This window comes from Lentzea sp. NPDC055074 (assembly GCF_053608005.1).
In genome coordinates, this window is the sequence record NZ_JBSGUQ010000001.1 from 114,035 (window position 1) to 138,346 (window position 24,312).

Annotated in this window: 27 protein-coding genes; 5 read left to right on the top strand and 22 right to left on the bottom strand. The window is 69.8% G+C overall.

All coding sequences use genetic code 11. From position 1 onward, the window contains the following. Positions 1-70: 70 nt before the first annotated feature. Complete coding sequence (locus ACWF7A_RS00570; RefSeq protein WP_452248243.1) at positions 71-814, bottom strand: FadR/GntR family transcriptional regulator; 744 nt, start codon at positions 812-814, stop codon at positions 71-73. Positions 815-882: 68 nt separating this feature from the next. On the opposite strand from ACWF7A_RS00570, the gene ACWF7A_RS00575 reads away from it, so the two are divergent. After that, complete coding sequence (locus ACWF7A_RS00575) at positions 883-2,040, top strand: mandelate racemase/muconate lactonizing enzyme family protein (protein ID WP_452248244.1); 1,158 nt, start codon at positions 883-885, stop codon at positions 2,038-2,040. A 9-nt stretch (positions 2,041-2,049) separates the two neighbouring features. Here ACWF7A_RS00575 and ACWF7A_RS00580 read toward each other — a convergent pair whose 3' ends face one another. The 18 genes from ACWF7A_RS00580 to ACWF7A_RS00665 all read right to left on the bottom strand — a co-directional run bounded on the left by ACWF7A_RS00580 (position 2,050) and on the right by ACWF7A_RS00665 (position 18,455). Continuing rightward, positions 2,050-2,877, bottom strand: a complete 828-nt coding sequence (locus tag ACWF7A_RS00580) for an alpha/beta hydrolase (RefSeq protein WP_452248245.1) — start codon at positions 2,875-2,877, stop codon at positions 2,050-2,052. Between the two features lie 14 nt (positions 2,878-2,891). Continuing rightward, complete coding sequence (locus ACWF7A_RS00585; RefSeq protein ID WP_452248246.1) at positions 2,892-3,878, bottom strand: NAD(P)-dependent alcohol dehydrogenase; 987 nt, start codon at positions 3,876-3,878, stop codon at positions 2,892-2,894. Next, positions 3,875-4,531: a DUF2306 domain-containing protein gene (locus ACWF7A_RS00590; protein ID WP_452248247.1), complete on the bottom strand. Its 657-nt coding sequence runs from the start codon at positions 4,529-4,531 to the stop codon at positions 3,875-3,877. Before ACWF7A_RS00590 ends, ACWF7A_RS00585 begins: the two co-directional genes overlap by 4 nt. A 54-nt stretch (positions 4,532-4,585) precedes the next feature. Next, the gene (locus ACWF7A_RS00595; protein WP_452248248.1) at positions 4,586-5,281 is read right to left on the bottom strand and encodes a response regulator; all 696 of its coding nucleotides are present in this window, start codon (positions 5,279-5,281) and stop codon (positions 4,586-4,588) included. Beyond that, positions 5,278-6,405: a sensor histidine kinase gene (locus ACWF7A_RS00600; RefSeq protein ID WP_452248249.1), complete on the bottom strand. Its 1,128-nt coding sequence runs from the start codon at positions 6,403-6,405 to the stop codon at positions 5,278-5,280. The genes ACWF7A_RS00595 and ACWF7A_RS00600 overlap by 4 nt, the downstream gene beginning before the upstream one ends. Before the next feature lie 42 nt (positions 6,406-6,447). Further along, on the bottom strand, positions 6,448-7,236 hold the full coding sequence (locus tag ACWF7A_RS00605; RefSeq protein WP_452248250.1) for an ABC transporter permease: 789 nt from the start codon (positions 7,234-7,236) through the stop codon (positions 6,448-6,450). Beyond that, the gene (locus ACWF7A_RS00610; protein ID WP_452248251.1) at positions 7,233-8,177 is read right to left on the bottom strand and encodes an ATP-binding cassette domain-containing protein; all 945 of its coding nucleotides are present in this window, start codon (positions 8,175-8,177) and stop codon (positions 7,233-7,235) included. The genes ACWF7A_RS00605 and ACWF7A_RS00610 overlap by 4 nt, the downstream gene beginning before the upstream one ends. Before the next feature lie 17 nt (positions 8,178-8,194). Continuing rightward, on the bottom strand, positions 8,195-8,881 hold the full coding sequence (locus ACWF7A_RS00615) for a GAP family protein (RefSeq protein ID WP_452248252.1): 687 nt from the start codon (positions 8,879-8,881) through the stop codon (positions 8,195-8,197). Between the two features lie 6 nt (positions 8,882-8,887). Continuing rightward, positions 8,888-9,070 carry a hypothetical protein gene (locus ACWF7A_RS00620; protein WP_452248253.1) on the bottom strand — a complete coding sequence of 61 codons (183 nt, stop codon included), beginning with the start codon at positions 9,068-9,070 and terminating at the stop codon, positions 8,888-8,890. Between the two features lie 39 nt (positions 9,071-9,109). Beyond that, positions 9,110-9,373: an acyl carrier protein gene (locus ACWF7A_RS00625; protein ID WP_452248254.1), complete on the bottom strand. Its 264-nt coding sequence runs from the start codon at positions 9,371-9,373 to the stop codon at positions 9,110-9,112. After that, on the bottom strand, positions 9,370-10,803 hold the full coding sequence (locus ACWF7A_RS00630) for an AMP-binding protein (protein ID WP_452248255.1): 1,434 nt from the start codon (positions 10,801-10,803) through the stop codon (positions 9,370-9,372). Before ACWF7A_RS00630 ends, ACWF7A_RS00625 begins: the two co-directional genes overlap by 4 nt. Then, positions 10,800-11,951 carry an aminotransferase class V-fold PLP-dependent enzyme gene (locus tag ACWF7A_RS00635; protein WP_452248256.1) on the bottom strand — a complete coding sequence of 384 codons (1,152 nt, stop codon included), beginning with the start codon at positions 11,949-11,951 and terminating at the stop codon, positions 10,800-10,802. The genes ACWF7A_RS00630 and ACWF7A_RS00635 overlap by 4 nt, the downstream gene beginning before the upstream one ends. Continuing rightward, complete coding sequence (locus tag ACWF7A_RS00640) at positions 11,948-12,904, bottom strand: TauD/TfdA family dioxygenase (RefSeq protein ID WP_452248257.1); 957 nt, start codon at positions 12,902-12,904, stop codon at positions 11,948-11,950. The genes ACWF7A_RS00635 and ACWF7A_RS00640 overlap by 4 nt, the downstream gene beginning before the upstream one ends. Continuing rightward, on the bottom strand, positions 12,888-13,520 hold the full coding sequence (locus ACWF7A_RS00645; RefSeq protein WP_452248258.1) for a GNAT family N-acetyltransferase: 633 nt from the start codon (positions 13,518-13,520) through the stop codon (positions 12,888-12,890). The genes ACWF7A_RS00640 and ACWF7A_RS00645 overlap by 17 nt, the downstream gene beginning before the upstream one ends. Positions 13,521-13,525: 5 nt before the next feature. Further along, positions 13,526-13,771 carry an acyl carrier protein gene (locus ACWF7A_RS00650; RefSeq protein ID WP_452248259.1) on the bottom strand — a complete coding sequence of 82 codons (246 nt, stop codon included), beginning with the start codon at positions 13,769-13,771 and terminating at the stop codon, positions 13,526-13,528. 17 nt (positions 13,772-13,788) lie between these two features. Next, the gene (locus ACWF7A_RS00655; RefSeq protein ID WP_452248260.1) at positions 13,789-14,832 is read right to left on the bottom strand and encodes a 3-oxoacyl-ACP synthase III family protein; all 1,044 of its coding nucleotides are present in this window, start codon (positions 14,830-14,832) and stop codon (positions 13,789-13,791) included. Between the two features lie 399 nt (positions 14,833-15,231). After that, positions 15,232-17,847, bottom strand: coding sequence for a class III lanthionine synthetase LanKC (lanKC, locus tag ACWF7A_RS00660; protein WP_452248261.1), 2,616 nt, complete (start codon positions 17,845-17,847; stop codon positions 15,232-15,234). Beyond that, positions 17,835-18,455, bottom strand: a complete 621-nt coding sequence (locus tag ACWF7A_RS00665) for a flavoprotein (RefSeq protein ID WP_452248262.1) — start codon at positions 18,453-18,455, stop codon at positions 17,835-17,837. The genes lanKC and ACWF7A_RS00665 overlap by 13 nt, the downstream gene beginning before the upstream one ends. Before the next feature lie 161 nt (positions 18,456-18,616). On the opposite strand from ACWF7A_RS00665, the gene ACWF7A_RS00670 reads away from it, so the two are divergent. Genes ACWF7A_RS00670 through ACWF7A_RS00685 form a run of 4 tightly spaced genes read left to right on the top strand, consistent with a single transcriptional unit; the run spans position 18,617 to position 21,835 of the window. Beyond that, positions 18,617-19,369, top strand: a complete 753-nt coding sequence (locus ACWF7A_RS00670) for an SDR family oxidoreductase (protein WP_452248263.1) — start codon at positions 18,617-18,619, stop codon at positions 19,367-19,369. Further along, the gene (locus ACWF7A_RS00675) at positions 19,366-20,292 is read left to right on the top strand and encodes an ACP S-malonyltransferase (RefSeq protein ID WP_452248264.1); all 927 of its coding nucleotides are present in this window, start codon (positions 19,366-19,368) and stop codon (positions 20,290-20,292) included. Before ACWF7A_RS00670 ends, ACWF7A_RS00675 begins: the two co-directional genes overlap by 4 nt. Beyond that, positions 20,289-21,209, top strand: a complete 921-nt coding sequence (locus tag ACWF7A_RS00680) for an ACP S-malonyltransferase (protein ID WP_452248265.1) — start codon at positions 20,289-20,291, stop codon at positions 21,207-21,209. Before ACWF7A_RS00675 ends, ACWF7A_RS00680 begins: the two co-directional genes overlap by 4 nt. Then, positions 21,206-21,835, top strand: a complete 630-nt coding sequence (locus ACWF7A_RS00685) for a GNAT family N-acetyltransferase (RefSeq protein ID WP_452248266.1) — start codon at positions 21,206-21,208, stop codon at positions 21,833-21,835. The genes ACWF7A_RS00680 and ACWF7A_RS00685 overlap by 4 nt, the downstream gene beginning before the upstream one ends. On the opposite strand, the gene ACWF7A_RS00690 is transcribed toward ACWF7A_RS00685, so the two are convergent. The 3 genes from ACWF7A_RS00690 to ACWF7A_RS00700 all read right to left on the bottom strand — a co-directional run bounded on the left by ACWF7A_RS00690 (position 21,819) and on the right by ACWF7A_RS00700 (position 24,064). Beyond that, complete coding sequence (locus ACWF7A_RS00690) at positions 21,819-22,067, bottom strand: LysR family transcriptional regulator (RefSeq protein WP_452248267.1); 249 nt, start codon at positions 22,065-22,067, stop codon at positions 21,819-21,821. The two genes, ACWF7A_RS00685 and ACWF7A_RS00690, sit on opposite strands and share 17 nt — an antisense overlap. Before the next feature lie 36 nt (positions 22,068-22,103). Next, positions 22,104-23,549: an aldehyde dehydrogenase family protein gene (locus ACWF7A_RS00695; RefSeq protein WP_452248268.1), complete on the bottom strand. Its 1,446-nt coding sequence runs from the start codon at positions 23,547-23,549 to the stop codon at positions 22,104-22,106. Positions 23,550-23,764: 215 nt separating this feature from the next. Next, a complete protein-coding gene (locus tag ACWF7A_RS00700) occupies positions 23,765-24,064 on the bottom strand; it encodes a hypothetical protein (RefSeq protein WP_452248269.1) in 300 nt (99 codons plus the stop codon). Positions 24,065-24,312 lie beyond the last annotated feature (248 nt).

A 24,312-nucleotide genomic window follows, 5' to 3' on the forward strand; every position in this document is an offset into this window, starting at 1 on the left:
GTGAGGACCTCGCTGCCGGGTCGTTCATGTGACGAAGAAACGCTGAACTGCTGGTGGTCGAACGATGCGGCTAGGTCTTGCGGGAGGCCTGCCCGGCCTTCCGCTTCCTCTCCGCGATGAGGTTGGAGTTGTTGGCCAGGTGCTTGCGCATGGCCGCGCGCGCACGGTCTGGATCGCGCGCCACGAGCGCCTCGTAGATCTCCGTGTGGTCGGCGGTCGCCTTGCACAGCGCGGCCGGCGCCTCGTTGGTGATGCGCCGGCTGGCCGTGCCGAGCCACCGGGCGGAGTACATGATCCGGTCCAGGATGCGGTTGTCCGCGGCCCGGCAGATCTCCATGTGGAACTCGTGGTCCACCTCGAGGTAGGCGTTGGGATCCCCCTCGAGCGCCGCCATGCGGCCGATCTCGTCCCTGAGCCGTTCCAGCGTCTCTTCGGTGACGAGCGCCGCCGCCATCGCGGCGAGCTCGGGTTCGAGCAGCATGCGCATCTGGTCGAGCTCCTGCAACAGCTCGCCGACGATCTCGGCGGGCAGCCACTCGATCAGCAACGGGCTCAGGTAGTCCCACTCGGCCGGCGGACGGACGACGACTCGGCGACCTTGCGCCACCTCGACGATGTCGAGCGAGGCGAGGACCTTGAGCGTCTCCCGCGCCACCACGCGGGACACCCCGAACTCCCGCGAGATGTCGAGCTCCGACGGCCCCCGGCCGTCCTCGATCTCGCCGCTGACGATGCGCCGGGTCAGGTGTGCGGCCACCTGCACCGGAAGAGTCCGGACCTTGACAACGTCCGGAGACTCTTGTCCCCTTTGCATGTCATCAGCTTATAGGACAAGTTGAGCATCGCGACAGTCCCTCTGCACCACCCGGAGACGGGAGAGCAATGCGGATCGTGAACGTCACCACGGCAGTGGTCGCCTACCACGGCGAGGCCACGCTGGTCCGGATCGACACAGACGAGGGCCTCAGCGGGTTCGGCGAGGCCAATCCCGACGCCGGCGCGGCCGGCGTCGTCGGGATGATCCAGTTCCTGACACCGCTCCTGATCGGCGAGGACCCGCGCAACGTGGAGCGCTGCTGGGAGAAACTCCGCCGGAGCAAGGTCTTCGCGGGGCCACAGGGCGGGGTGTTCGTGATCGCCCTGTCCGGCATCGAGCTCGCTCTGTGGGACCTCGCGGGCAAGGCCGCGGGCCAGCCCGTCCACCGGATGCTCGGCGGCAAGTTCCGCGACCGCGTCCGCCTCTACGCCGACTGCGGCGACGGCGACGACCCGGCCGGTTCCGTCTCCGGGTGCGTGGACCGGGCCCAGCGGATGGTCGCCGAGGGCTTCACCGCGATCAAGTTCGACATCGACGACCTGCGCCACCCCGCCAAGTTCGACGACTTCAACCACACGATCAACAACGCCGAGCTGCGCTCGATGGTCGACCGCGTCGCCGCCGTCCGCGAGGCGATCGGCCCGGACGTCGACCTCGCCATCGACCTGCACGCGCGCTACGACGTGCCGAGCGCGTGCCGGATCGCCTGGGAGCTCGAACCGTTCCACCTCATGTGGCTGGAGGAACCGCTGCCCGCGGAGAACGTCGACGCACTGGTGCGGGTGCGGGAGCAGACCCGCACCCCGATCTGCGCGGGCGAGAACCTCTACCTGCGCTGGGGGTTCCGCGAGCTGCTCGAACGCGGCGCCGTGGACGTGATCGAGCCGGACGTGCCGAAGTGCGGCGGCCTCGCCGAGGCCAAGAAGATCGCCAACCTCGCGGAGCTGCACTACATCCCGTTCGCGCCGCACCTGGTGTCGACACCGCTGGGCACGATGGCCACGTCGCACCAGTGCGCGGCGATCCCCAACTTCTACGTGCAGGAGTGGCACGCGCTGGAGGAGCGGGAGGTGTGGGACAGCTACGTCCGCGCCCCCGACGGCAGCGGCTCGATCGTGAAGGACGGCTACATCACGCTGCCGGACACCCCCGGCATCGGCGTGGAGCTCGACATGGACGGCGTGCGGGCACACGCCGTCGCGGGGTACGGGGTGTTCGAGTAGCGGCCCCGGCTACCCCAGTGCCGTCAACGCCTCCACGGTCCGTTCGACGATCTGCTCCTGCGCCTCGGCACGGGACACCGTCGGCACGCCGTCACCTGGCTGGTCGCCGTAGTCACCGAAGAAGGCGTGCACCGCACCGGGAATCTCCTCGAAGCGGGTGTCCGGCGGCAACAGCTCGCGCGAGTCGGCCACGTCCTGGGCAGTCGTGAAGCCGTCCTGGGAGCCGCTGATCGACCACGCGGCCAGCCCCGCACGGCCCGACAGGTCGTCGACCGGATAGGACGCCCACAGCACGAGGCCGCGCGTCGACGGGTCCGCGAGCACGTCCCGCGCCGCCGCCACACCGCCCAGCGAATGGCCACCGACCGCCCACACCGGCACATCGGGGTGGGCGGCGCGGAGGTCTTTCGTGTCGCCGGCCAGGAGTGCGAGGTTCAGCGGCTCCTTCACCACGACCACGAGGAATCCCCGGTCGGCGACGCGTCGGAGCAACGGGACGTAGGCGCGGTGGTCGACGCGCGCGCCGGGGTGGAACACCAGGCCTGCCTTGGCCGGGCCGTCCGGGCGCAGCACCGTCGCGCCGTCGGTGTCCTGTGTGGCCGCGAACGGCTGGAGGTACACCAACGGTACGAGAAGGACGATCGCGAGCAACACCGCCAGCCACGACGGAACCCGTTGCCACAGCGCGAGGCCTGCGCCGGCCAGCACCGCCACGCCCAGCAGCACGAGGTGTGCGGGGTGGCCGTTGGTCAGCGGCCCCCACGCCAGGGCGAGCAGGACCAGCGGCACGGCGACGCAGAGGGCCGCCGCACCGCGCCGCAGCACTTTGTTCAGCATGCTGAGCATTATCCTCACACCGTGAGGACGACCTTCGCGCGGGCGTGCTCGGTCTCGACGTACCGCAGGGCCTCGCGTGCCTCGGCCAGCGCGTAGGTGCGGTCGACGACCGGGGTGAAGGCTCCCGACTCGGCGAGGTGCCGCAGGGCCGTGAGGTACTCGCGTCCGGCCGCCGTGGTGAGCACGACCAGGTTGTCGCGGACGAACGGCGCGCGCAGCTTCGCGCCCAGAATCAGCCTCATCGGGCCGAGGAGGCTGCCACCGTCGAACACTCCCCCGCCGGACAGCACGATCGTCCCGCCCGGCGTGAGCGCACGGCGCAGGGCGGTCAGCGGGTGGTTGCCGACGAGGTCGAAGACCAGGTCGTAGCGCTGGCCGGTTCTGGTGAAGTCGTCCACGGTGTAGTCCACGACGTGGTCGGCGCCCAGCGACCTCACCAGGTCGACGTTCCTCGTGCGGCAGACGCCGGTCACGGTGGCGCCCAGGGACTTGGCGATCTGCACGGCGAACGTGCCGACGCCTCCGGACGCGCCGTTGATCAGCACGCGCTGGCCCTGCCGGAGTCCTCCGTCGTCGCGCAGGCCTTTCAGCGCGGTCTGGCCGGCCAACGGGATCGCGGCGGCCTGCTCGAACGTGAGAGTGGCCGGCTTCATCTCGGCCAGGTCCTCCGGCACCACCACGTACTCGGCGAACGCGCCGTCGGCGGTGCCGAGGTCGCCGAACACCTCGTCTCCCGGGCGGAAGCGCCGCACGTCCCTGCCCACCGCCTCGACGGTGCCCGCGAAGTCACGGCCGCGGATCATGGCCTTGGGGCGCGCGACGCCGATGCCGGTCAGCCTGGCCAGGTAGGGGTCGCCGCGCATGACGTGCCAGTCGTACGCGTTGACCGCGGCCGCGCGCACCCGCACGAGGATCTCGTTGCCGGAGGCGGACGGTGGCTCGACGTCGCGGAGCTCCAGCATGTCCGGAGAGCCGTACCGGTCCTGAACGATCGCCTTCATCGGTGTGCTCCTCGGGCCAGTGCGACGCGGGTGGTCGTGCGCCGGGGCGCACGGATGACCCACTCCGCCACGGCGAGGTTGACCACCCAGGAGGCGAGCATCAGCAGTGCCTTGGTGAGCTGGTCGAGCGGGCCGGTGGCGGCGATCCACGACCCGAGCAGCACGGCCTGGGTGCCGGCACCGAGGCCGATCGCGAAGGCCCTGACCATCCAGGCGCGGTGCCCGAGGACGTCCCGGCGGCGGATGGCGAGGAACCCCAGCACGAGGAACACCACCCAGGCCGTGCCGAACACCAGCCGGATGCCGGTGAGGAACGCGCCCACGTCAGCCGGTTTGGGGTAGAACACGGTCATCCAGAGACCCGACAACGCACCCAGGAGTCCACAAAGGACCAGGACGCGGCCCGCGAGCCGATGCCAGCCGGGTCTGCCGCGGCGGAAGCACGGGGAGAACTGGAAGGCCCCGAGCAGGCTGTAGACGCTGACGGTGACGGCGTGCACCACCACGGGCACGGGCGAGGCGAAGAACCGCGCGTTGTCCGGGGTGATCTCCGCTCCGCCGAGCTCGGTCAGCCGGAACACACCGCCCAGCACGGGGACGACGCTGAGCAGGATGATCGCGGCCGGGATCAGCTTGTCGGACTTGGAGTTCATGCCCCGAATCGTGGCGTCCGGGGCTCGGTCGGATCATCGGCGGAAGGGCCTCGATCATCCTGGCCGATGGTCGGGCGTGCTCGTCGTACTTTCGGCTGACCGCCGGACCCGCCGGGTCTCGTAGGCCCAGATGGCGACCTCGACCCGGTTCCTCGCGCCGATCTTGGCCATCAGGCTCGCGAGGTGCGACTTCACGGTGCTCAGCGTGATGTGGAGCTCCTGGGCGACCTCGCTGTTGGTGCGCCCGTGGGCGACGGCGGCGAGCACCTGCTCCTCCCGATCGGTGAGCGGGTCGACGGGCTGCCTGGGAGTCGCCGGGCCGGTGTCCGCGAACGCGTCCAGCAGCCGGGCGGTGACGCTGGGCGCGATCAGGGCGTCACCGGCGGCCGCGGCGTGGACCGCCTGGGCGAGCAGCGCGGGACCCGCGTCCTTGAGCAGGAACCCCTTGGCGCCCGCCCGCAACGCCGCGTAGACGTACTCGTCGAGGTCGAACGTGGTGATCACCACGACGGCCAGCGGGTCGGCGACACCGGGCCCGGCCAGCAACCGGGTGGCCTCGATGCCGTCGATCCCGGGCATCCGGATGTCGAACAGGCACACGTCCGGCCGCAGCCTCCGGGCCAGCTCCACGGCCTGCCGTCCGTCGGGCGCCTCTCCGACGACCTCGATGCCCGGCTGGACGGCGAGGATCATCGACAGGCCGGTGCGGACGATCTCCTGGTCGTCGGCGACGAGCACGCGGACGCTCATCGCGCGGCCCCGTTCAGCGGCAGCACCGCGGTCACCGTCCAGCCCTCCGCGTCCGGGCCCGCCTCACAGGTGCCACCGAGCAACGTCGCCCGCTCCTTCATGCCGATGAGCCCGTGCCCCTGCAGGAAGCGGGCGTTTCCGGGTGTGCCGTCGTCGCTGACCCGCAGCCGCACCGACTCCTCGCCGACGGTGACCCTCACCTCGACACGGGTCGCGTGCCGGGCGTGCCTGCGGGCGTTGGTGACCGACTCCTGGGTGAGCCGGTAGATCGCCGTTCCCACCGACTTCGGCAGGCCGCCGACGGCTCCGTCGATCCGCACGTCCACCTCCGGACCGGGCCTGCCCGCGCTGGCGAGCAGCTCGACGTCGGAGACCGTGGGACTGGGCGCCAGGTCCGCGGAGTCGTTGTGCCGCAACGCCCGCACCATCGTGCGCATCTCGGCGAGCGCCCGCGAGGCCTCCGACTCGATCAGCGCGAGCGCCTCGGTCGCCGCCTCGGGCCGGTGCGCCGCCGTCGCCAGCCCGGCCTGGGCCCGGATCGCCATCGCCGACACGTGGTGGGCCACGGTGTCGTGCAGGTCCCGTGCCAGCCGTTCGCGTTCGAGCGACTTGACCTGCTCGAGCTCCCGAGCCCGGGCCCGCCCCCGATACCGCACCGCGGCACCGACCGCACAGGCCGTCCCCAGCACGGCACACCCGGCCACCGCGTCACCGGGACCGGTGTAGCCGAGCACCACGGACAGCCCGACCTTGCCGAGCATGACCGCGAGCCCGAGCACCCACTCCCGCCCCGACCCCCACCGGAACAGCGAGAACGGGAACAGCACCATGAACACCAGCACGGTGAGGTCGGACTCGCCCCCGAACACCAGCGACGCCACCGCGGCGATCCCGAACGCCGCGGCCACCGCGAGCAACGGCCTGCTCCGGCGCACCAGCAGCAACGGCAGCAACACCACGACGAGGACGAGCGAACCGACCCGCCAGCTCAGGTCCGGCCGCAGCGCCGTCTCGAGCACGGCGACCACCAGCAGGGCGCCGACCAACGCCCAGTCGTGCCACGGCCGTGCCGCCGCGCGTGCCGGCCGTGGCTCGTCCCAGACCGACCGCAGAAGGGCGAACACGGCGACATCGTACGAGAGCAGCAGCTGTCCGAGAAGGTGCTGTCAGCGTGGTTCGGCGCGCTGGAAGGCTTTCACCGCCAGCGGTGCGACCACGACCAGCAACACGAGAAGTGCCGCCACCGCCACCTCCCACGGATGCCTCAGTGGGAACGCCGCGTCGGCGGACGGCGGCGGCTGGTTGCCGAAGAGCTCTCTGGTGGCGTTGACGATTCCGCTCACCGGGTTCCACATCGCTATGTCACGCAACGGACCCGGTAGGGACTCCGCTGGGACCAGCGCGCTGGACAGCAGTGCCGGAGGCACCATCAGCAGCGCTGTCAGGGAGTTCACGGCCTCGGCGCTGCGCATCTTGAGGCCGATCAGGGCACCGGTCCACGCCATGGTGAAACCCAGGAACGACAGGAGCGCGAAGCCGGTCACCACCTCCAGCGGGCCGGTGTGGACGCGCCAGCCGATGAACAGGCCCACCACGGCCATGATCAGGCAGGAGACGAGGGCCAGCAGCAGGTCGGAGATCGTGCGGGCCAACAGCACCGACACGTTGTGGACGGGCAGGGAGCGGAAGCGGTCCACCAGGCCGTTGCGCAGGTCGTCGGAGATGCCCGCCGCCGTACCGCCCACGAGGGACAGCATCACCTGGGCCAGGCCGCCCGCCACCACGAACTCCTGGTACGGACCGCTGGGCACGACCACCACGTTGCCGAACAGGAAGCCGAAGAGCAGCACGACGATGATCGGACCGAGGACGACGCCGATGAGCTTCTCCGGCAGACGCACGAGGTGTCTGGTGTGCCTGCCGGACAACGCCAGCACGTCCATCGTCATGCTCATGACGCGCTCACCCCGGACACCAGCCCCAGAAAGACCTCGTCCAGCGAAGGTCTTCTGATGGCGAAGTCCTCGACTTCGACGCCCGACCGGTTCAGGGCGGAGGAAGCGACCGCGATCGCTTCGATACCACCGGACAGGGGTACCTGGACCTTGCGCTGGTCGGGACGCACCACGGGTTCCGCCGTCGCGACGTCCGCCAGCACAGACGCGGCCAAGGACAGAGAACTCGCTGCGGCGACGGTTATCTCCAGCACGTCTCCGCCGATGCCGCGCTTCAACGCCGCCGGCGTGCCCTCCGCGGCGACCTGGCCACCGTCGAGCACGACGACCCGGTCGGCCAGGCGGTCGGCCTCCTCCAGGTACTGGGTGGTCAGCAGGACGGCCACTCCGGCCGCTGCCTGGTCGAGCACCAGTCGCCACACCGCGGCGCGACTGGCCGGGTCGAGTCCGGTGGTGGGTTCGTCGAGGATCAGCACGGCCGGGTCGGTGATCACGCTGATCGCCAGGTCCAGGCGGCGGCGCAGGCCACCGGAGTAGGTGCGCACCGGGCGGTCGGCGTGCGTGTCCAGGCCGAAGCTCGCCAGCAGTTCTGTTGCCCTGGCCCGTGACCCGCGCAGGCCCAGCTGGTGCAGACGGGCGATGAGAACCAGGTTCTCGCGGCCGGTGAGGTGCTGGTCGACGGCCGCGTACTGACCCGCCAGCCCGAGACACGCACGGGCTCGGCGGCGGTCGCGGACCACGTCGTGCCCGGCTATCGAGGCACGGCCGCCGTCCGGGTCCAGCAACGTCGCGAGTATGCGCACCGTGGTCGTCTTGCCCGCGCCGTTGCGCCCCAGCAACCCGACCACCTCGCCACGCGACACCCGCAGGTCCAGTCCCGACAGCACCCGATGACCGCCGAAGGACTTCTCCACACCGGTCACATCGACCGCGACGTCCATGGCTCCCCCGAAATGGACTAGATGAGCTCGTGCAACCTGAAATGGTGAACGGCGCTCAGCACGAGCAACGCGCCGACCGCGGTGAGAATCCAGAGAAACGTTTTCCTGGTCTCCTCGACCAGTTTCTTGCGGACACGCCGGAGATGCGGTTCGACGCGGTCCCGGAAAAGCAGGAACGCGCCGCAGATCGCCAGCGGCGGCAGGACCATCACCGCGTTGTAGCCGACCAGCACGAGCAGATTCAGCACGAACGGCTGCTGAGCTGACCCGAGCACACCGATCGCGCCGAGGTACGGGAACGCCGTGGAGAACTCGACCACGGAGATCAGCGCCCCGAGCCCGAAGACCGCACCCAGCGACTGCGACTCGCTCAGTCGTTTCTCGGCCCGGTCCGGCTCGTCGTCCTGCCGGGGCTTCCGCGGCCAGTACCCGTACACCAACAGCACGACGCCGATCACGCCCTGCAGCACGTATCCCACATCGCTGCTCACCGCCGCCGACAGCCGGTCGCCGACGAATCCCGCGCCCAGCAACAGTGCGACACCCGCCGGCAGGTACACCGACACGATGCCCGCCACGTACGCCAGCACCTTGCGCCCCACCCTGCCACCGGTGAGCAACAGGTAGACCGTCACCGCCAACGCCGACGGGTTCGCGCTGTCCAGCAAAGCGAGCCCGGCGACCCCCAAGAGCACCCCACCCACGACGGCTCAGCTGCTCCTCTTGCTCAGCGACGCGACACCGAACAGGATCACTCCGACCACTGCGAGCACGATCCCGAACACCGGTTGCAGACCTTCGGCCCATTCCAGGAACGAGTACTGCTTTCCGGTGCTGCGCATCCACAACGAACCCACACCGATGGCGAAAAACGCGATTCCCGCACTCTTCATCGAGTCTCCCCCACTCGCGACCCTTGATTACTCAAAGTATCAGACAGTGCCGGATGAGTGAGCAAGTGCGGTCACAAACGATTCCATCGCACGGATGGACGACACCTGCTCCGGCAGGACCTCCTGGCGCCGGGGATCCAGGTCGTACCGGCGGACGAGCCACGCGGCGACCGTGTACGCGCCGATGCTGTCGAGCACCCCGGCCTCCAGCAGGTCGTAGTCCGGTGGCAGGTCCGCCGGGCCGACGTCCAAGCCGAACTCGGCGACGACGAACCGGGCGATCTCCTCACGCCGGGACGTCATGGTGCCCCGATCCGGCGACGGTCCACCTTGCCGCTGGTGGTGCGTGGCAACGGGTCCGAGGTCACGACCAACGACGAAGGGATCCCGCTGCGGGGCAGCAACGCCGCGCAGTGCGTCCGCAGGACGAGACTCGTCAGCGTGCTGCCATCGACCCGCCGGACGAGCGCGTGCAGCAGGTGCCCGGCGAACTCGTCGGGAACCGCGGCCACGCCCGCCTCCGCGACCTCCGGGTGGGCGAGCAACGCCTGCTCGACCTCGGCCGGGTTGACCCGCACACCGCGCACCTTCACCTGGAAGTCCTCACGGCCGTCCAGCGAGAGCTCCCCGTCGGGCGCCCGCACGACGAGGTCACCGGGCCGGAAGTACCGGACGCCTCGACGCACCGAGAACTTCTCCGCGTCGAGCGACGGGTCGAGGTAGCCCGGGGTCTGGAACGGCGTGCTCACCAGCAGTTCGCCGCGGCCGGGCCCGGTCAGCTCGGTGCCGTCGGCTGCGAGCACCACGACCTGGGTCGTCAGCACGGGTTCACCCAGAGCCGCCGACCGAACCGCCGCCACCGCTTCCCGAGCGGGGATCTCGCGCACGAACGCGTCGTTGATCTCCGTACAGCCGTAGACGTCGTACAAGCGGGCATTGGGGAACAGCTCGGGCAGGCGGCGCAGCACCGGCAACGGCATCAGGTCGCCGCTCCACATCACCGTGTCCACGCAGTCGAACGGGTCCCCGGTGGACGCCAGCATGCTGAACAGCACCGGCACCGCCTGCACGACGTCGACTCGCTCGGACCGGACCAGCCCTGCCAGGTACGCGCTGTCGGCGACCCTGCGACGATCCGGGATCACCACCTGGCCACCGCTCGCCAACGTGGTCCACACGTCGAACAACGACAGGTCGAAGTTCAACGGCGCGAAGGCGAACACCGTGCGTCCCGGTCCCACGCCGAACCGCGACGAGGCCCACGCGAAGAACCTCCGCAGCACGTCGCCGACGATCGGCACCACCTTCGGCGTCCCCGTCGAGCCCGACGTCGTCAGCAACAACGGCGCCGTGGTCGCGGCGGAACGGGCCGCGGCTCCGGTGTCGACTTCGATTCGCGCGCCGGCCGCGAGAGCGTACCGGCATCCCACCCGGTCCATGACCTCCCGCAGCACCCCCACGGGCAGATCCCCCGCGGGCAGCAGCACGGGGTGACCTTCTCGGGCGCACGCGATCACCAGCGCGATGATCTCCGGTGAGGTCGCGGCGGACACGCAGACCGCCTCGCCCTCGACGAGACCCAGCGCCCGCAACCCCTCGGCAGCCTCGCCGGCCAGCGCGCCCAGACCGGCGTTGTCGATCCGCCTGCCGTCGTACACGAGGGCAGGCGCGTCACCGGTGAGCCTCCGCGTGAGCGCGACCGCGAACTCCGACCGCTGTCCGACCGCGGTCACGTCCTGTTCTCCGTGATCCGCGCCAGCGCACCGACCAGGGCGTCCAGATCGTTCTCCGTGGTGTAGCAGCAGATCCCGGCCCGCACGGCCTCCGGCGCCTCCGGTGACACGGCCCGCATGGCACTGGAGGCGTAGAAGGTGCCGTCCCACACGCAGACACCGGCCTCGTCCAGCCGCTCCGCAACGTCCGCGGGCTTCACACGCTCGACTTGGAAGGTGAGCACGGGAACCCGGTCCGCATCCGGCGCTGGACCGAGCACGCGCACACCCGGCATCTCCGTCAGCGCACCGTGCAGTGCCGAAAAGAGCTTCGTCTCTTGGATGCAGAGAGCAGTCGTGTCCATTTCGGACAACACTCTGGCTGCGACACCCGCGCCGACGACCGCCTCGAAGTTGCAGGTGCCCAGCTGCAACGACCCCGGTGCGTGGACACCCGCCGACGGCACCTGCTCGGGCAACCGCAGCGAGCCCGCGAGTTCGGATCGGAACCAGAGCACCCCGCAGTGCGGCCCGTACCACTTGTAGGGCGCCGTCACGAACGCGTCGACGCCGATCCGGTCGACATCGGCGAAGCGATGCGCGACCGACTGGACCCCGTCGGCGAAAACCGAGGCGCCCACCTCCGCCGCCGCGGTGACGATCCCGCGCAGGTCGGGTACGGTGCCGAGCGCGTTGGACGCCGCGGTGACCGCGACCCACCTGGTCCGCGGCGTGATCACCGCGCGCACCGATTCCAACGGCAGCGTTCCGTCCGGCTCGATCCGTGCTACGCGCAGGGTCGCGCCGCGGCGAGCGCACAGATCCCGCCACGGTGCGAAGTTCGCCTCGTGATCCAGCTCGGTGCACACGATCTCGTCGCCCGGCCCGATGGTGTGCGCGACGGCGCGGGCGAACATCGTCGTGAGGCTGGTCATGTTGGCACCGAACAGCACGTGACCGCCCGACGCGCCGAGCAAGGACCGGACCGCAGCCGCCGAGGAGTCCACGAGCGCGGTGGACACGCGGCTCGGCGCGAAGGCGCCGTGATCGTTCGCGACGTGCTCGCCGCCCAGGTACTCCGCCATCGCGTCGCGCACCTCGCCGTGCACGAGCGTGCCGCCCGGCCCGTCGAACCTGTGCAGATGTGGCCTCCAGCCGGGAAAGTTCACCGCGCCCCTCCGGTCAGCTCGACCAGTCGCTGCCCGTATCCGTGCTCCGTCAGCTCGTCCGCGGGCCGCGACCGGTCGAGGTGGATCATCGTGCGCTTCATCCAGCGATCGGTACCGTCGTAACGGGCCCGGAAGGAACGCCGGCTGTGCACCGAGATGTCGTTGTCCACCAACAGGATGTCGCCCGGCGAGGTGTACACGGTCGTTCCGCACCCGTCCAGCGCGCGGCCGAGCTCGTCGTAGGCGGCCATGAACTCCGGGTCCTCGTCCAGGACCTTGCTGTACGACGGGTCGTACCGCAGACAGGGACCGTCGTCGGCCTGCCACGTGGTCGCGACCCCGCGGCCGGATCCGTCCTGGTCCCAGCTGTAGGAGTCGTCCGGCTCGATGACCACTCCACGACGGCCCAGCAGCCGCAGTCGTTCGGGCGCGAGCCCGGTGCGTCGAACGCTGGCGACGTCGGTGCCGATCCCGTCAGGGTTGCGCACGCACGCCAGCAACAGCAGATCGGCGCGGCGCGGGTGGAAGGCGTCCTCCGTGTGCCAGACCAGCGGAACGGTGCTGCTGGCGCCCACCTGCATCCGTTCGGCGCCCTGGCTGGGCACGATGTCGTGCACGAGCCGCCCGTCCTGCTGGTTCGCCCAGCCGAACACCCTGCCGAGTACCGATCCGACCAGAACGATGGCGAGGTCGACCGCCTGCCCGCGCTCGACCTTGGCCTCCCGCCACGAGGCAGGCGTCGGCCCCAGGTCGACGAGTCCGCCCAGCAGACCGGGGACGATCCGGTACCCGGTCTCGCGGTCCGGCGGCCGCACGTGCTCCGCCAGTGCCGCGAACAGTTCCGGTGGCACGGCATGGTCCTGCCACAGCCGATCGGTTGTCGCTCCACGCCCGGCGAGGTCACGAGCGGTGTCGGCCAGCAGTGCGGCCGCGCGTTCAAGTCCTGATGTCACTGCGTTCCCCCTGTCCGTCCACCGTGTACCCGGCCAGCAACCGAGACCCGTCCCGCACCCATCCGGCGTCGAGGAAGCTCGTCGTGGGCTGATGCCCCTCGAACGGGGCGTAGAACTCCTCGCGCAGCAGCGAGCACACCACCGCGTCGTAGTACCTGCCGTCCGCGAACAGGTAGTCGCGCAACAGCGCCTCGATCACACAGCCGCCCTTGACGAGGAAGCCGATGGTCCTGCGGTTGTAGAGCGCGGCGGTCATCGAGACCCGGTGGGCGCCCTCGACCTGGAACAGGTAGTCGGCGAGCAGCATGGCGCCCTCGATCCCGCATCCGCTGTCCCACAACGACTCGTCACCCACGACGCCGCCGAGCTCGAACCCGTCCCGGTGACCGTGCTGACGCCAGGACAGCGCGCCGATCGGTTCGCCGGCGATGGTCTCGATCACCGCGTACCGGGTGTCACCGTGCTCGACCGCGCTCCGCCAGCCGTCCTCGGTGGACACTCCGCCCTGGCCGCCTCCGACCAGGACGCCCGCGCGGGAGTGGTTGAGCCAGAGGGGAATCCTCGCGAAGTCCGCATCGCACACGGCACGCACCCGCACGAGCATTCCCGTCATCATGGCCCTCATGCTCGTTGCGCCGCCAGTGACTCCTCGATCCGCGCGATAGTGCGGAACGTGTCGGTCTTGGCGGAGCCGATGTCGAACTGGTAGCGCTCGTGCAACACGGCGATGAACTTCAACGTGTCCATCGAGTCGAGGCCGAACCTCGCGTCCGGCCCGAACAACGGCTCGTCGTCGCCGACGTCCCCGGCGGCCAGGCCGAGCTGGTCGTACGTGCTGACGAACACCTCGCGCAACTCTTTCCTCACCACAACACTCCCCTTGGTCAGAACTGGCGGAAGCACAGGGTGCCCCACAGGAAACCGGCGCCGATCGCGGAGATCGCGACGACATCGCCCGGCTGCGGCTCACCGGCGGCCGCGAGCCGGTCGAGCACCGTGAAGATCGTGGCCGCACCGGTGTTGCCGAGGACGTCGATGGTGACGGCCGCTCGGTCGAGCGGAACTTCCAGCGCCTTCAGCGCCGCCTCGATGATGTTGCGGTTCGCCTGGTGGAGAACGAAGTGCCGGACGTCGCCGAGCGACAGCCCGGCCCTCGAGACGGCGCGCCGGATGCTCACCGGCATGCGTTCGGTCGCCTGCTCCCAGACGACCCGGCCGTCCATCTTGAGGTAGTGGGCGCGATCCCCGACCGTCTCGGCGGTCGCGGGCCGGCTGCTGCCACCGGCCGGAACCTGCACGCTGTACGACAGGTCGGCTCCGACGTCCCACGACAGCAGACCGAAACCCGGGGCGGTCCTGCCGAGGACGACCGCCCCGGCGGCGTCCCCGAAGAACACCCTCGTCGTGCGATCGGCGGGGTCGGTGATGCGCGACAACGCCTCGGCGCCGATCACCAGCACGTGCCGGAAGTGGTCGTTCTGCATCAGATGGCTCGCCACGAGGATGCCGTGGACGCCGCCGGCGCAGGCGGCCTGGTTGAGGTCGAGCGGCCAGGCGCGGGTCGCGCCCAGCGCCTCCTTGACGATCAGCGCCGTCGACGGCAGCGGCTGGTCCTGGGTGAACGTGGCGACGACGACCGCGTCGAGGTCGGCCGCGCTGATGCCGGCCCGCTCGATCGCCTGCCTTCCCGCCGCGACGCACATGTCCGAAGTGGACTGTCCCGGGTCGAGGAACCGTCGGGACAGGATGCCGGTCCGCTGTTCGATCCACTCCTCGGTGGTGTCGAGCCCTCGCACGATCTCGCTGTTGGGCACGACCCTGGGCGGCAGGTGGACCCCGGTGGACAGGATCCCCACCGGCACGCGGAGTCCCGCGGCGCCGGCACCGACCGGCGCGGCGGTTCCCGCGGGGCGCACCACACTGGTCATCTGGAACTCCTTTCGGGTCTGGCGTCTCGGGTGCTGCCGGGGCGTGGCCGGGATCGGCCACGCCCCGCGAACGTCACCGCGTCAGCGCGGCCGACTCGATCAGCACGTGGCGCTGTCGAAGCTGGCCGGCAGCGCGGTCAGGTCGCCCTCGACCTCGCTGTCCTGCAGCTCGAGCACGTTGAACAGGTCCATGTCGGTTCCTCCCTCCAGGTGGTCGGCAGACCATCCGTTACCGGTGGCCGGCGGCGGTCAGTCCTGTGCCGGAATCAGCACGTGGCGGAGTCGAAGCTGGCCGGCAGCGCCGTCAGGTCGCCCTCGACCTCGCTGTCCTGCAGCTCGAGCACGTTGAACAGGTCCATGTGAAAACCTCCCCCCGGAAGTGTCGTGACTGGGTCGTCGTCAACCGGTGGCCGACGAAGACAGGAAGGGCAGGAAGCCCAGATCGGGCCGGTCCGCGGTCGCGATCGCGAGCAACACGCCGGCGCTCCCGGTAGCGAGATCCATCGACAACCGGAAGTCGAGGGTGCCGGGGAACGCGGCGCGTCCCCGGTACGACACGGCGTGCCAGTCGAGCCGGTGCACGTGTCGTTCGAGCACGGCGGTCGCGTCCGGCAGGCCGGTCCGGCGACTCAGTCGCGCCAGCACCGCCAGCAGGCCCGCACGACCGTGGTAGAGGTCGGACTGGATCACGAAGCCCCGCGACAGCGCCAGGGTCAGCGCGGGAAACGCGGCCGTCAAGCGGTCGTCGGTGACGTGCGGCAGCAGTTCGCCGATCACCAGCGCGATGCCCGCGCTGCCGTTCTCCAGGTACGGCAGGGTCCGTACACCGGTCTCCTCGACCTGCAACGACCCGTCCGCGGTGGTGACGCACCGATCGAGATCGCGGTGCACGGCCCTGACAGCCAGATCGAGCCACGACCGGTCACCGGTGCGCTCGTACAGCCGGACCATCAGCAGCGCGGCGCCGGACCATCCGTGCATCAACCCGGCCTCGACCGGACGGCGGGAGGGACCCAGATCCCGGCGCCACAACGAGGTGTGGTCACCGCTGGTGATCGCTTCGCCGATCCGCCCGCCGATCTCCACAGCGCGGACGAGGTCGTCGCGTTCGCCGTGAGCACCGGCCAGGTGCAGACGGTGGAGTGCGATGCCCGCGAGCCCTGAGTGCAGCGACATCCCCAGCCCCGCGTCGAGCACGTCGTCGTGTCGCAGCAGCAGATCCCTGGCCTCGTCCCGGTGCCCGAAGAGGTCGAGCACGTGGGCGATGCCCGCCGCGCCGTCGTAGAAGCCGGGCTTCAGGTTCGGCTCCGAGGCTGCTGCGCGCAGCAGCCAGTCCTCGTGCTCGGCGTGCCGGCCGCCCATCCCCGACGCGTGCAACGCCCACAGCACTCCGGCGGCACCGTGCGCGAGACAGGCCCCGCCGCCCTCGGCGAACTGCGCCAGGTCACCGGGGAACAGCCGGTCCGTCCTGGCGGGAGACGCCGACAGCAGGATCGCCTCGACCACAGACTTGCCGGCGGTGCGCACGTCGTCGGTGTCGAACCGGACGTCGAGCGGCAAGCCGAGCGACGCGGGACCGTGCACGCCCTCGGGCGGTGTGAGTTCACGGAGCAGGTCGTCGACGAACGCCTGGGACACCGGGAAGTGCTCCGCGACCGTGCGGACGAAGTCGTGCACCTTGGCCGGGTCGAGCGCCATCACGCGGTTCAGCACGAGGAACACGCCGAGCTTCACGGCGGCCAGCGCGTACTCGTCGACACCGACGCCCGTGCGGTGCTTCGACGTGAACCCGGTGGCACCCAGGCCGGGCCGATGTCCGGTCTCGGTGATGTCGAAGGCCAGCTCGAAATCGATGAACGACACGGAGTCGTCGTCGCCCACGAGGATGTTGCCCAGATGGAGGTCACCGAACACGATCCCGCGGTCGTGGATTTCGCCGAGCAGCAGCTCGATTCGTCCCAGCAGTGCCAACACCCTCTCGGTGTAGGCGGTGAACTGCTCCCCGGAGGCCTCCGCGCTCACCACCCACGGGTGGTTGCAGCCGCGCCAGACGTGCAAGGGCTGACCGGCGACGTGCTCCTGGACGAGGAAGTGGTGGTCTCCCACGCTGAAGTGGTCGAGCACCTCGGGCACACCGGGGAGTCCGGCGAGCTTCTCCAAGGCGTGCTTCTCCCGCATGAGCCGGGCGACCGAGTCGTGCTGGTTCTCGTCGACGCCGGCACCGGCCCGTGCCTCTTTGAGCACGACCTGAGCGCCGTCGGTCACCCTGCGCGCGCGGTAGACACCACCCGCGTTGGAGAAGTGCAGCGTCCGTTCGACTCGGTAGGGCTGGTCGTCGGACGCCCCGGCGCGCAACCGTTCGAGATGTGGTTCGAGGAACCCGGGCAGCTCGACCCACTCCGGCGTGCGGAACACCGGCCTGCGCCGGTCGGGAACGAGGACGCCGTCCGGCCGTCGCAGCGCCAGCACCCGTTCACCGTGCTCGTTCTGGCAATACCGGCGGACGAAAGCGCCGTACCGCACGGACAACGGAGAGTCGCCGTACTGGAGGTCGCTCAGCACCCGCGGCCCGCGTTCACCGCGCAGCAGCTCGCTCAGGTCGTCGAGGAGCACCCGCAGCTGCGCCTCGTCCGCGGGATAGACGGTGACGGTCTTCCCACTCGACTCCCGCGGCGCGTACTTGGCGTTCAGCGCGTAGACCAGGTTGCGGTTGCCGAGGTACTTGAACCGGACTCCGTTCGCCACGCAGTGATCCCACACAGCGGTGACGACGCGGTCCGCGTTCTGGGGCGTGGCGCTGACGTGGATCTTCCAGCCCTGCTCGGGCAGTTCCCCACCGATCGGGGTGAGCGAGGTCCACACTCCGCGCTTCCTCAGCGCCCAGCCGTCGGGGACGGGGCGACGGCTGACCTCGAGCTCGGCGGCGGCGAGGAAGCCCCTGCCGGTGGTCCACCGGCTCACGTCCTCGAAGAAGACGGGGTCCGCGAAGCAGTAGAGCTGTCTCAGCTCGAACACGTGTCCTCCTGGACCTGGCTGAACAGCAGACGCCGTTCCTCGACTCGGGTGATGAGGTCCCACAGCGGCACCAGCCCGTCGGCGTCGGTGCGACCGGTCGTCAGGCTGCGACTGGGTTTCGTCGGCGCCACGACCACGTTCGTCCGCTCGGACAGCTCCGCCAGGTTGCGCACCACCGCCGGGTTGGCGGCGGCACCCGGTGGCAGTGCCGGCGCCAGCCCGATGGGAGCCGACGTGCACTGCAGGGCCATCAGCACCGGCGTGTCCGCGAGCCCGAGCGACAGCCGCGCCAGGAAGTTCACACAGGCCGGGTACACGAGCACCGCCTCCGCCCACTCGGCCAGGCGGACGTGCAGCGCCGCGGGTTCCGGTTCCTCCGGCCACCGGTCTCGGATCACCTCACGGCGTGTCAGTGCCGTCAGCGAGTGCCTGCTGACGAACGCCTCGGCGCTCCTCGTCAGCGCGACCTGGATCTCCGTGTCCGGGTAGCTCAGCCGCAGCCAGTTGAGCCAGAACGGGAGGTGCATGGCGCTGATCGCGCCGGTACCGACCACGAGCACGGCCCGTGCACCGAAATCCGGTTTCTTCGCCTTTTCCGACGTCGTCATCCTGCTCACCCCCCAGCGAGTCCGGCCAACGAGTAAATGTCTACCGGGCACCGAGATGCGGCCGCAATGCCAGTTCGAAGAGTTCGAATTCGAAGTTCTCCATATCAGGAAAACTGAATTCGGGTGCCGATGTACCGTGCTTTCTGGATAGCGTGACCCTCATGGAGATGGCCAATGCGGTAGCAGTGGTGACAGGTGGCGCCAGGGGTATCGGGCGTGGCATCTGCCTGCGGCTGGCCCAGGAGGGCGCCACGGTCGCCGTGGGGTACCGCACGAACGCCGCCGCAGCAGCGGAGCTGGTCGCCGAACTGCACGACCTGGGGTCGGCGAAGTCGAGCGCCCACCTCCTCGACGTCACCGATGCGACCGCGGCGATGGAGTTGATGCGCCAGGTCAAGAACGACCACGGCCGCATCGACGTGCTGGTCAACAACGCCGCCGTCGGCGATGCGGGCGCTGTCAGCCCGCTCAACAGCGCCGAGGAGTGGGCCTTGCCGGTGCACACCAACCTGATCGGCACGTTCCACGCCGTCCGGGCGGTCTCGCTGCACATGCTCGTCGCGCGGTCGGGGTCGATCGTGAACGTGGCGTCGATCGCGGGTACCACAGGGATCGCCGGGCTCAGCGCGTACGGGGCGAGCAAGGCCGGGATCATCGGAATGACGCGTGCGCTCGCCAGGGAATGGGGACCTCACGGCGTCCGGGTGAACACCGTGGCCCCCGGTTATGTGGCGGACACCCCGATGGTGGAACGGGTGGGCGAGAAGGAACTCACCGAGATCAGGTCCAGAATTCCACTCGGCCGGCTCGCCCGCACCGACGAAATAGCTGATTCGGTGTTGTTCCTCGCGTCCGGGCGTTCGTCCTATCTGACCGGCCACACTCTGGTCGCGGACGGAGGTCTGACGGCATGAGCGAAGCTGTCCTGTTCAACCCGCAGGTGCACGTGCAGCCCGGGCACTACCGGGACCTGCACGACGGTCTCCCCGTCGCGCGGGAGCGGCTGGCCGAGGCGAGCGAGGCGATCGGCGTCGACCTCACCGCAGAGTTCTTCTCAGACGACCCCGGCCGGATCAACTTCGGTCCGGTCGTGCGGCCGGCCTCGTTGGCGCTCGCGATGGCGTTGTGGGACGGGCATGTCCGCGACCTCGCGGCACCGGACCTCATGGCGGGGCTCAGCATGGGCCAGATCACCGCCGCCTGCGCGAGCGGCTGCCTCAGCTTCCGCGATGCCGTGCGCATGGTGCACGCGATGGCGACCATCGAGCACGAGGAGTACGGCGACGACGACTTGGGCGTGGCGTTCTACTACAACGTGGACCTCGCGGTGATGCGGACCGAGGTCGAGGAACTGGCGCCGCAGAACAGGCACCTGGTGCCGTGCGCGTACACCGCGGACAACCAGATGATCGTCTCGGGCGACCTGCCGGCATTGCGCACGCTGAACGTGCGCGCGGCCGTCCACGGCGGGCTGGGCATCCTCGTGCCGTACGGCCCGCCCGCGCACAACCCGTTGCTCGCCCAGGTGCAACAACGCTTCGCCACCGAGTTCGAGTACCTCGACGAGCCACACGACCCGCGGGTTCCGCTGATCTGCAACCTGACGGGCGAACCCCTCCGCACAGCAGCCGAGGTGCACGAGGCGCTTGTCACCCAGTACACCAGGACCGTGCTCTGGGACCGCGGCCTGCGAGCGATGGCGGCGCGCGGCGTAGAGCGGCTCACGATCGTCGGGCCAGGTCACTTCGTACGCAAGTCGCTCGACTTCACCAGCGTGGAGTTCGAGGTGCGCACCTACCTGTCCGCCGCCGACCTCGTGCAGCGGGAGCCCGCGTGAGCGACGGCTGGGGTCTCGTCTTTCCCGGCATGGCGCCGTCGAACCACGCCGCCGTCGGCGAGTTCATGTCCCGCAGCCCGCACGCCCGCCGGCGGCTCGCCGTCGCGGACGAGGTGCTCGGGTTCCGGCTCGTCGACGCGTTGCGCGACTCGCGGGACGACACGTCGGTGGCCGCCCAGGTCAGCTTCGCGGTGAACTGCCTCGCCCTGGCCGACTGGGCGGAGGAGGAACTGGGCGTGGAGGCGGTGGCGTGCGCCGGGCCGAGCTTCGGCCAGTTCGCCGCCGCGGCGTACGCGGGGTGCCTGCCGTTCACCGAACTCGTTCGACTGGTCGCATTGGTGGCGGAGATGGAGAACCAGTACTTCCGTGAGCACCACCGCGACGTGGTCACCCACTTCTTCTACCGGACGCCACCGGACCGGCTGGCGGACCTGCTCGCCAGGGCGGTAGCGGACAACGTCTGGTTCGAGCTGTCGTCGCGGTTCGACGACGACTTCCACGCGATCTGCTTGCGGGAGCAGGACGTGCCGTGGTTCCGCGAGAACGTCCTCGCGGCGTCGGGCGTGCCGCTGCACACCCTGCGACCTGCGGTCCACTGCGCGCTGTTCGCCGGCCTGCGCGACCGGCTCGCCGCCGAGGTGTACCCGAAGTTCCACTTCACGCCCCCCGCGATCCCTCTGGTCTCGGCGCAGGACGGCACGGTGCTGAGCAGCGCGGACCAGGTTCTCGGCCTGCTCGCCGGCGAATGCGTCCGGCCGGTGGACTGGCCCGCCGCGGCCGCCGGTCTGCGCGCCGCGGGGGTGACCCGCGTGTGCGTGCCCGGCCCGAGCAATCTCTTCGACCGCCTGTCGGCCAAGCACTTCGAGGTGCACGCCGCGGGCCCGGAACGGGCGATGCCCGCGGGAGCAGTCTCATGAACACCTCGCAGGGCACCTCCATCGAGCTCGTCGTCCCGCAGCGGGACGAGGACTGGGAGTTCCTGCGGTCCGCGCTGTCGGGCAGCGGATCCGCCTACTCCTCCACCGGGCCGCAGCTGCTGTCCCCAGGAGCCACCGAGAAGTTCCTCCAGTCGGTCCGCGACCGGCTGCTGGTCGTCGTCCGGGCCGAGTCCTGCACCAGGATCGGCGCGCTGTACTGGACACCGGGTTCCTACGCCGGCTCGTTCGAGATCGGCTATCTGGTCGACGACCCCCGCGCGTGGTGTGACGGCGTCGGGGCGCGGGCGTTGTCCTTGCTGCTGACCTACCTGTTCCACTCGCTCAACGCCCATCGCGCGGGACTTGTCGCCGGGGTGTTCAACCTTCCTGTCCTGGAAGGCGCGGCCGCGAACTCGCTGAGGGTGGAGGGCGAGTTCCGCGACCACTTCTTCCTCGACGGCGGGTACCACCCGGCCGTGGTGTTCTCGATCCTGCGCGATGAGTACTACGCCGGTGCGGACCTGACTTCGGCCAACGCGATCTCGGACGCGGAGAAGGCGGACGCGAGGGCCCTGCTCGACGACTACGTCTCGTCGAGCAGAGCGCCTTTCACCCGGCCGACTTGATGTCCTCCATCAAAGCGAGGACCGCCCGCGCGGAAGGCAGCACACCTCTACCGCGGTCTGTCAGCACGACCCCGTCGGACTTGCGGTCGAACAACTGGGCGCCGATGGCCAGCTCGAGTTTCTTGACCTGATAGCTCACCGCGGGCTGCGAGTACCCCAGTTGCTTGGCTGCGACATCCATTCGGCCGACATCGGCGATCACCACGAATGCGCGCAATTCCCGCTCGTGCATGCTTTGACACTCCCCCTCGTGAACGCGATGGCGACTTCAGGAAAAACTCGACATCACGTGTTTGACCGCCGTGTAGTCGTCCAGGGCGAAGATCGACAGATCTTTGCCGAAACCTGATTTCTTGAACCCTCCGTGCGGCATCTCGGCCGCGAAACGGAGGTGGGTGTTGACCCAGACGCACCCGAAGTCGAGGCGGGCCGCGAACCTCATCGCCCGGCCGTGGTCCCGCGTCCACACGCTCGACGCGAGACCGTGCTCCACGCCGTTCGCGAGCTCCAGGGCGGTGGCCTCGTCCGGGAAGCCCTGCACGGTGACGACCGGCCCGAACACCTCCTCCTGGACGATCTCGTCGCGCTGCCGCACACCGGTGACCACGGTCGGCGCGAAGAAGAACCCGACGTCGCCGAGGCGATGGCCGCCGGTCAGCACCTCCGCGCCCGCCGGCAGCCGTTCGAGCAGCCCCGACACCCTGCCGAACTGATCAGCGTTGTTCAGCGGCCCCAGGTCGGTCCCGGCCTCGAGCGCCTCTGCCCGGCGCACCAGCAGCGCGGTCAGCTCGCCGCGCACGCGTTCCTCGACCAGCACCCGGCTCGCCGCAACGCAGTCCTGACCTGCGTTGCCGAATGCCGCGGCAGCGATCTCGTCCGCGGCGTGCTCCAGGTCCGCGTCCGCGAACACCACCGCCGCCGCGTTACCCCCCAGTTCCAGTTGCAACCGCTTCAAGGCACCGCCGGCGGCCGCGCCCACCTCGGCCCCCGCCCTGGTGCTGCCGGTGAACGACACCATCGCCGGAACCGGATGCCCCACCAACGCCCTGCCGGTGTCCCGGTCACCGCACACGACGTTCATCACGCCCGCGGGAAGGAAGTCCGCGGCGATCTCGGCCAGCCGCAGCGTCGACCGAGGCGTGGTCTCGGCGGGCTTGACCACCGTCGTGTTCCCGGCGGCGAGCGCGGGCGCGATCTTCCACACCGCCGTCATCAGCGGAAAGTTCCACGGCGTGATCTGGGCGCAAACGCCGACCGGCTGCCGCCTCACGAAGGAGGTGCAGCCGTCCAGGTACTCCCCCGCCGACGGTCCCGCGCCCGCACGTGCCGCGCCTGCGAAGAACCGCAGGTGGTCAGCGGCGGGGAGCAGTTCCTCCTCGATGAACGCCTGCCGCGGCTTGCCCGTGTCCGCGCACTCCAACTCGGCCAGGACGTCCACGTCCTGTTCGACCGCGTCGGCGAACCTCAGCAGACGGGTGGCTCGATCGCCGGGCGTGGTGAACCTCCACGACTCGAACGCGGCGGCCGCGGCACGCACCGCGGCGTCGACGTCACGAGCGCAGGACAGCGCCGATCCGACCGACGACTTCCCTGTCGACGGGTCCACGAGCACCGATCTACCTCCCGCCTCCGGCGGCCGGCGCTCATTGTTGACGAAGTTGTCCACGTACGAGTCTGCCTGAAAAGCAGATACCACGAATTCCCCCCAGGGCATTCGGCATCACAATGGATGACGCAGCCGCAGGTGTGAGCGGCCCCGACGGGTCCAGCCTGCCACAGCCAGGACGGGCAGGAAAGCAATTGTCCAATTCCACCCGAACAGGAGTAAGCGACGCACGTGAAGTCGAAGTCAAATACCTCACACAGCGGTTGCGCCGTCCGGGCACACCACAACCACCGGGAGCATCCCGACCGGCAGCTCGACACCTTTCAGGACAAAGTATGTTGACACTCCCACCTGACGTCGGTATAGGCGAAATACCGACATCCCAAGATGGATTCGCGATCACAGTTGCACATGGGCGAAATCCGAGAACCGAACAGCACTTCGCCGAGAAAGGCCGAGCGCTGATCAGAACTGTGAGCGACGAGCAGCGCTCGTGCACGCAACACCACCGGACGGTCGATCATCTGCCCGTCGAGCGCGGTGGTGGCACCGGCCGCTGCGGACGCGGCAACGACACATGCCTGCTCAAGCCGCTCGCTGGAGGAGCCGAACGCGCGGTTCACCGGTTCGACCTGGCACGGATGCACTCACAGTGTCACGGCGAAGCCGAGAGCCAGGGCGTGATGGAGGTCGGAGGAGGACACATCCGGCGTCGAGAGCCGTTGTCACGCCGTCGATCGGCGAGTCGAGCCGGCGGCGAGGTCGACACTCGCCGAAAGGGAGCCACAGCACGACGCCGTTGTGCACACGTCGACCGCGTTCACCACGCCCGTCGGTGTTCGACCAGCGGGATCGTGCGGCACCGAGGTCC

Coding starts and splice junctions, on each gene's coding strand:
- ACWF7A_RS00570 (WP_452248243.1), bottom strand. CDS start 814: ATGCAAAGGGGACAAGAGTCTCCGGACGTTGTCAAGGTCCGGACTCTT.
- ACWF7A_RS00575 (WP_452248244.1), top strand. CDS start 883: ATGCGGATCGTGAACGTCACCACGGCAGTGGTCGCCTACCACGGCGAG.
- ACWF7A_RS00580 (WP_452248245.1), bottom strand. CDS start 2,877: ATGCTGAACAAAGTGCTGCGGCGCGGTGCGGCGGCCCTCTGCGTCGCC.
- ACWF7A_RS00585 (WP_452248246.1), bottom strand. CDS start 3,878: ATGAAGGCGATCGTTCAGGACCGGTACGGCTCTCCGGACATGCTGGAG.
- ACWF7A_RS00590 (WP_452248247.1), bottom strand. CDS start 4,531: ATGAACTCCAAGTCCGACAAGCTGATCCCGGCCGCGATCATCCTGCTC.
- ACWF7A_RS00595 (WP_452248248.1), bottom strand. CDS start 5,281: ATGAGCGTCCGCGTGCTCGTCGCCGACGACCAGGAGATCGTCCGCACC.
- ACWF7A_RS00605 (WP_452248250.1), bottom strand. CDS start 7,236: ATGAGCATGACGATGGACGTGCTGGCGTTGTCCGGCAGGCACACCAGA.
- ACWF7A_RS00610 (WP_452248251.1), bottom strand. CDS start 8,177: ATGGACGTCGCGGTCGATGTGACCGGTGTGGAGAAGTCCTTCGGCGGT.
- ACWF7A_RS00620 (WP_452248253.1), bottom strand. CDS start 9,070: ATGAAGAGTGCGGGAATCGCGTTTTTCGCCATCGGTGTGGGTTCGTTG.
- ACWF7A_RS00625 (WP_452248254.1), bottom strand. CDS start 9,373: ATGACGTCCCGGCGTGAGGAGATCGCCCGGTTCGTCGTCGCCGAGTTC.
- ACWF7A_RS00645 (WP_452248258.1), bottom strand. CDS start 13,520: ATGATGACGGGAATGCTCGTGCGGGTGCGTGCCGTGTGCGATGCGGAC.
- ACWF7A_RS00655 (WP_452248260.1), bottom strand. CDS start 14,832: ATGACCAGTGTGGTGCGCCCCGCGGGAACCGCCGCGCCGGTCGGTGCC.
- ACWF7A_RS00665 (WP_452248262.1), bottom strand. CDS start 18,455: ATGACGACGTCGGAAAAGGCGAAGAAACCGGATTTCGGTGCACGGGCC.
- ACWF7A_RS00670 (WP_452248263.1), top strand. CDS start 18,617: ATGGAGATGGCCAATGCGGTAGCAGTGGTGACAGGTGGCGCCAGGGGT.
- ACWF7A_RS00675 (WP_452248264.1), top strand. CDS start 19,366: ATGAGCGAAGCTGTCCTGTTCAACCCGCAGGTGCACGTGCAGCCCGGG.
- ACWF7A_RS00685 (WP_452248266.1), top strand. CDS start 21,206: ATGAACACCTCGCAGGGCACCTCCATCGAGCTCGTCGTCCCGCAGCGG.
- ACWF7A_RS00690 (WP_452248267.1), bottom strand. CDS start 22,067: ATGCACGAGCGGGAATTGCGCGCATTCGTGGTGATCGCCGATGTCGGC.
- ACWF7A_RS00695 (WP_452248268.1), bottom strand. CDS start 23,549: ATGCCCTGGGGGGAATTCGTGGTATCTGCTTTTCAGGCAGACTCGTAC.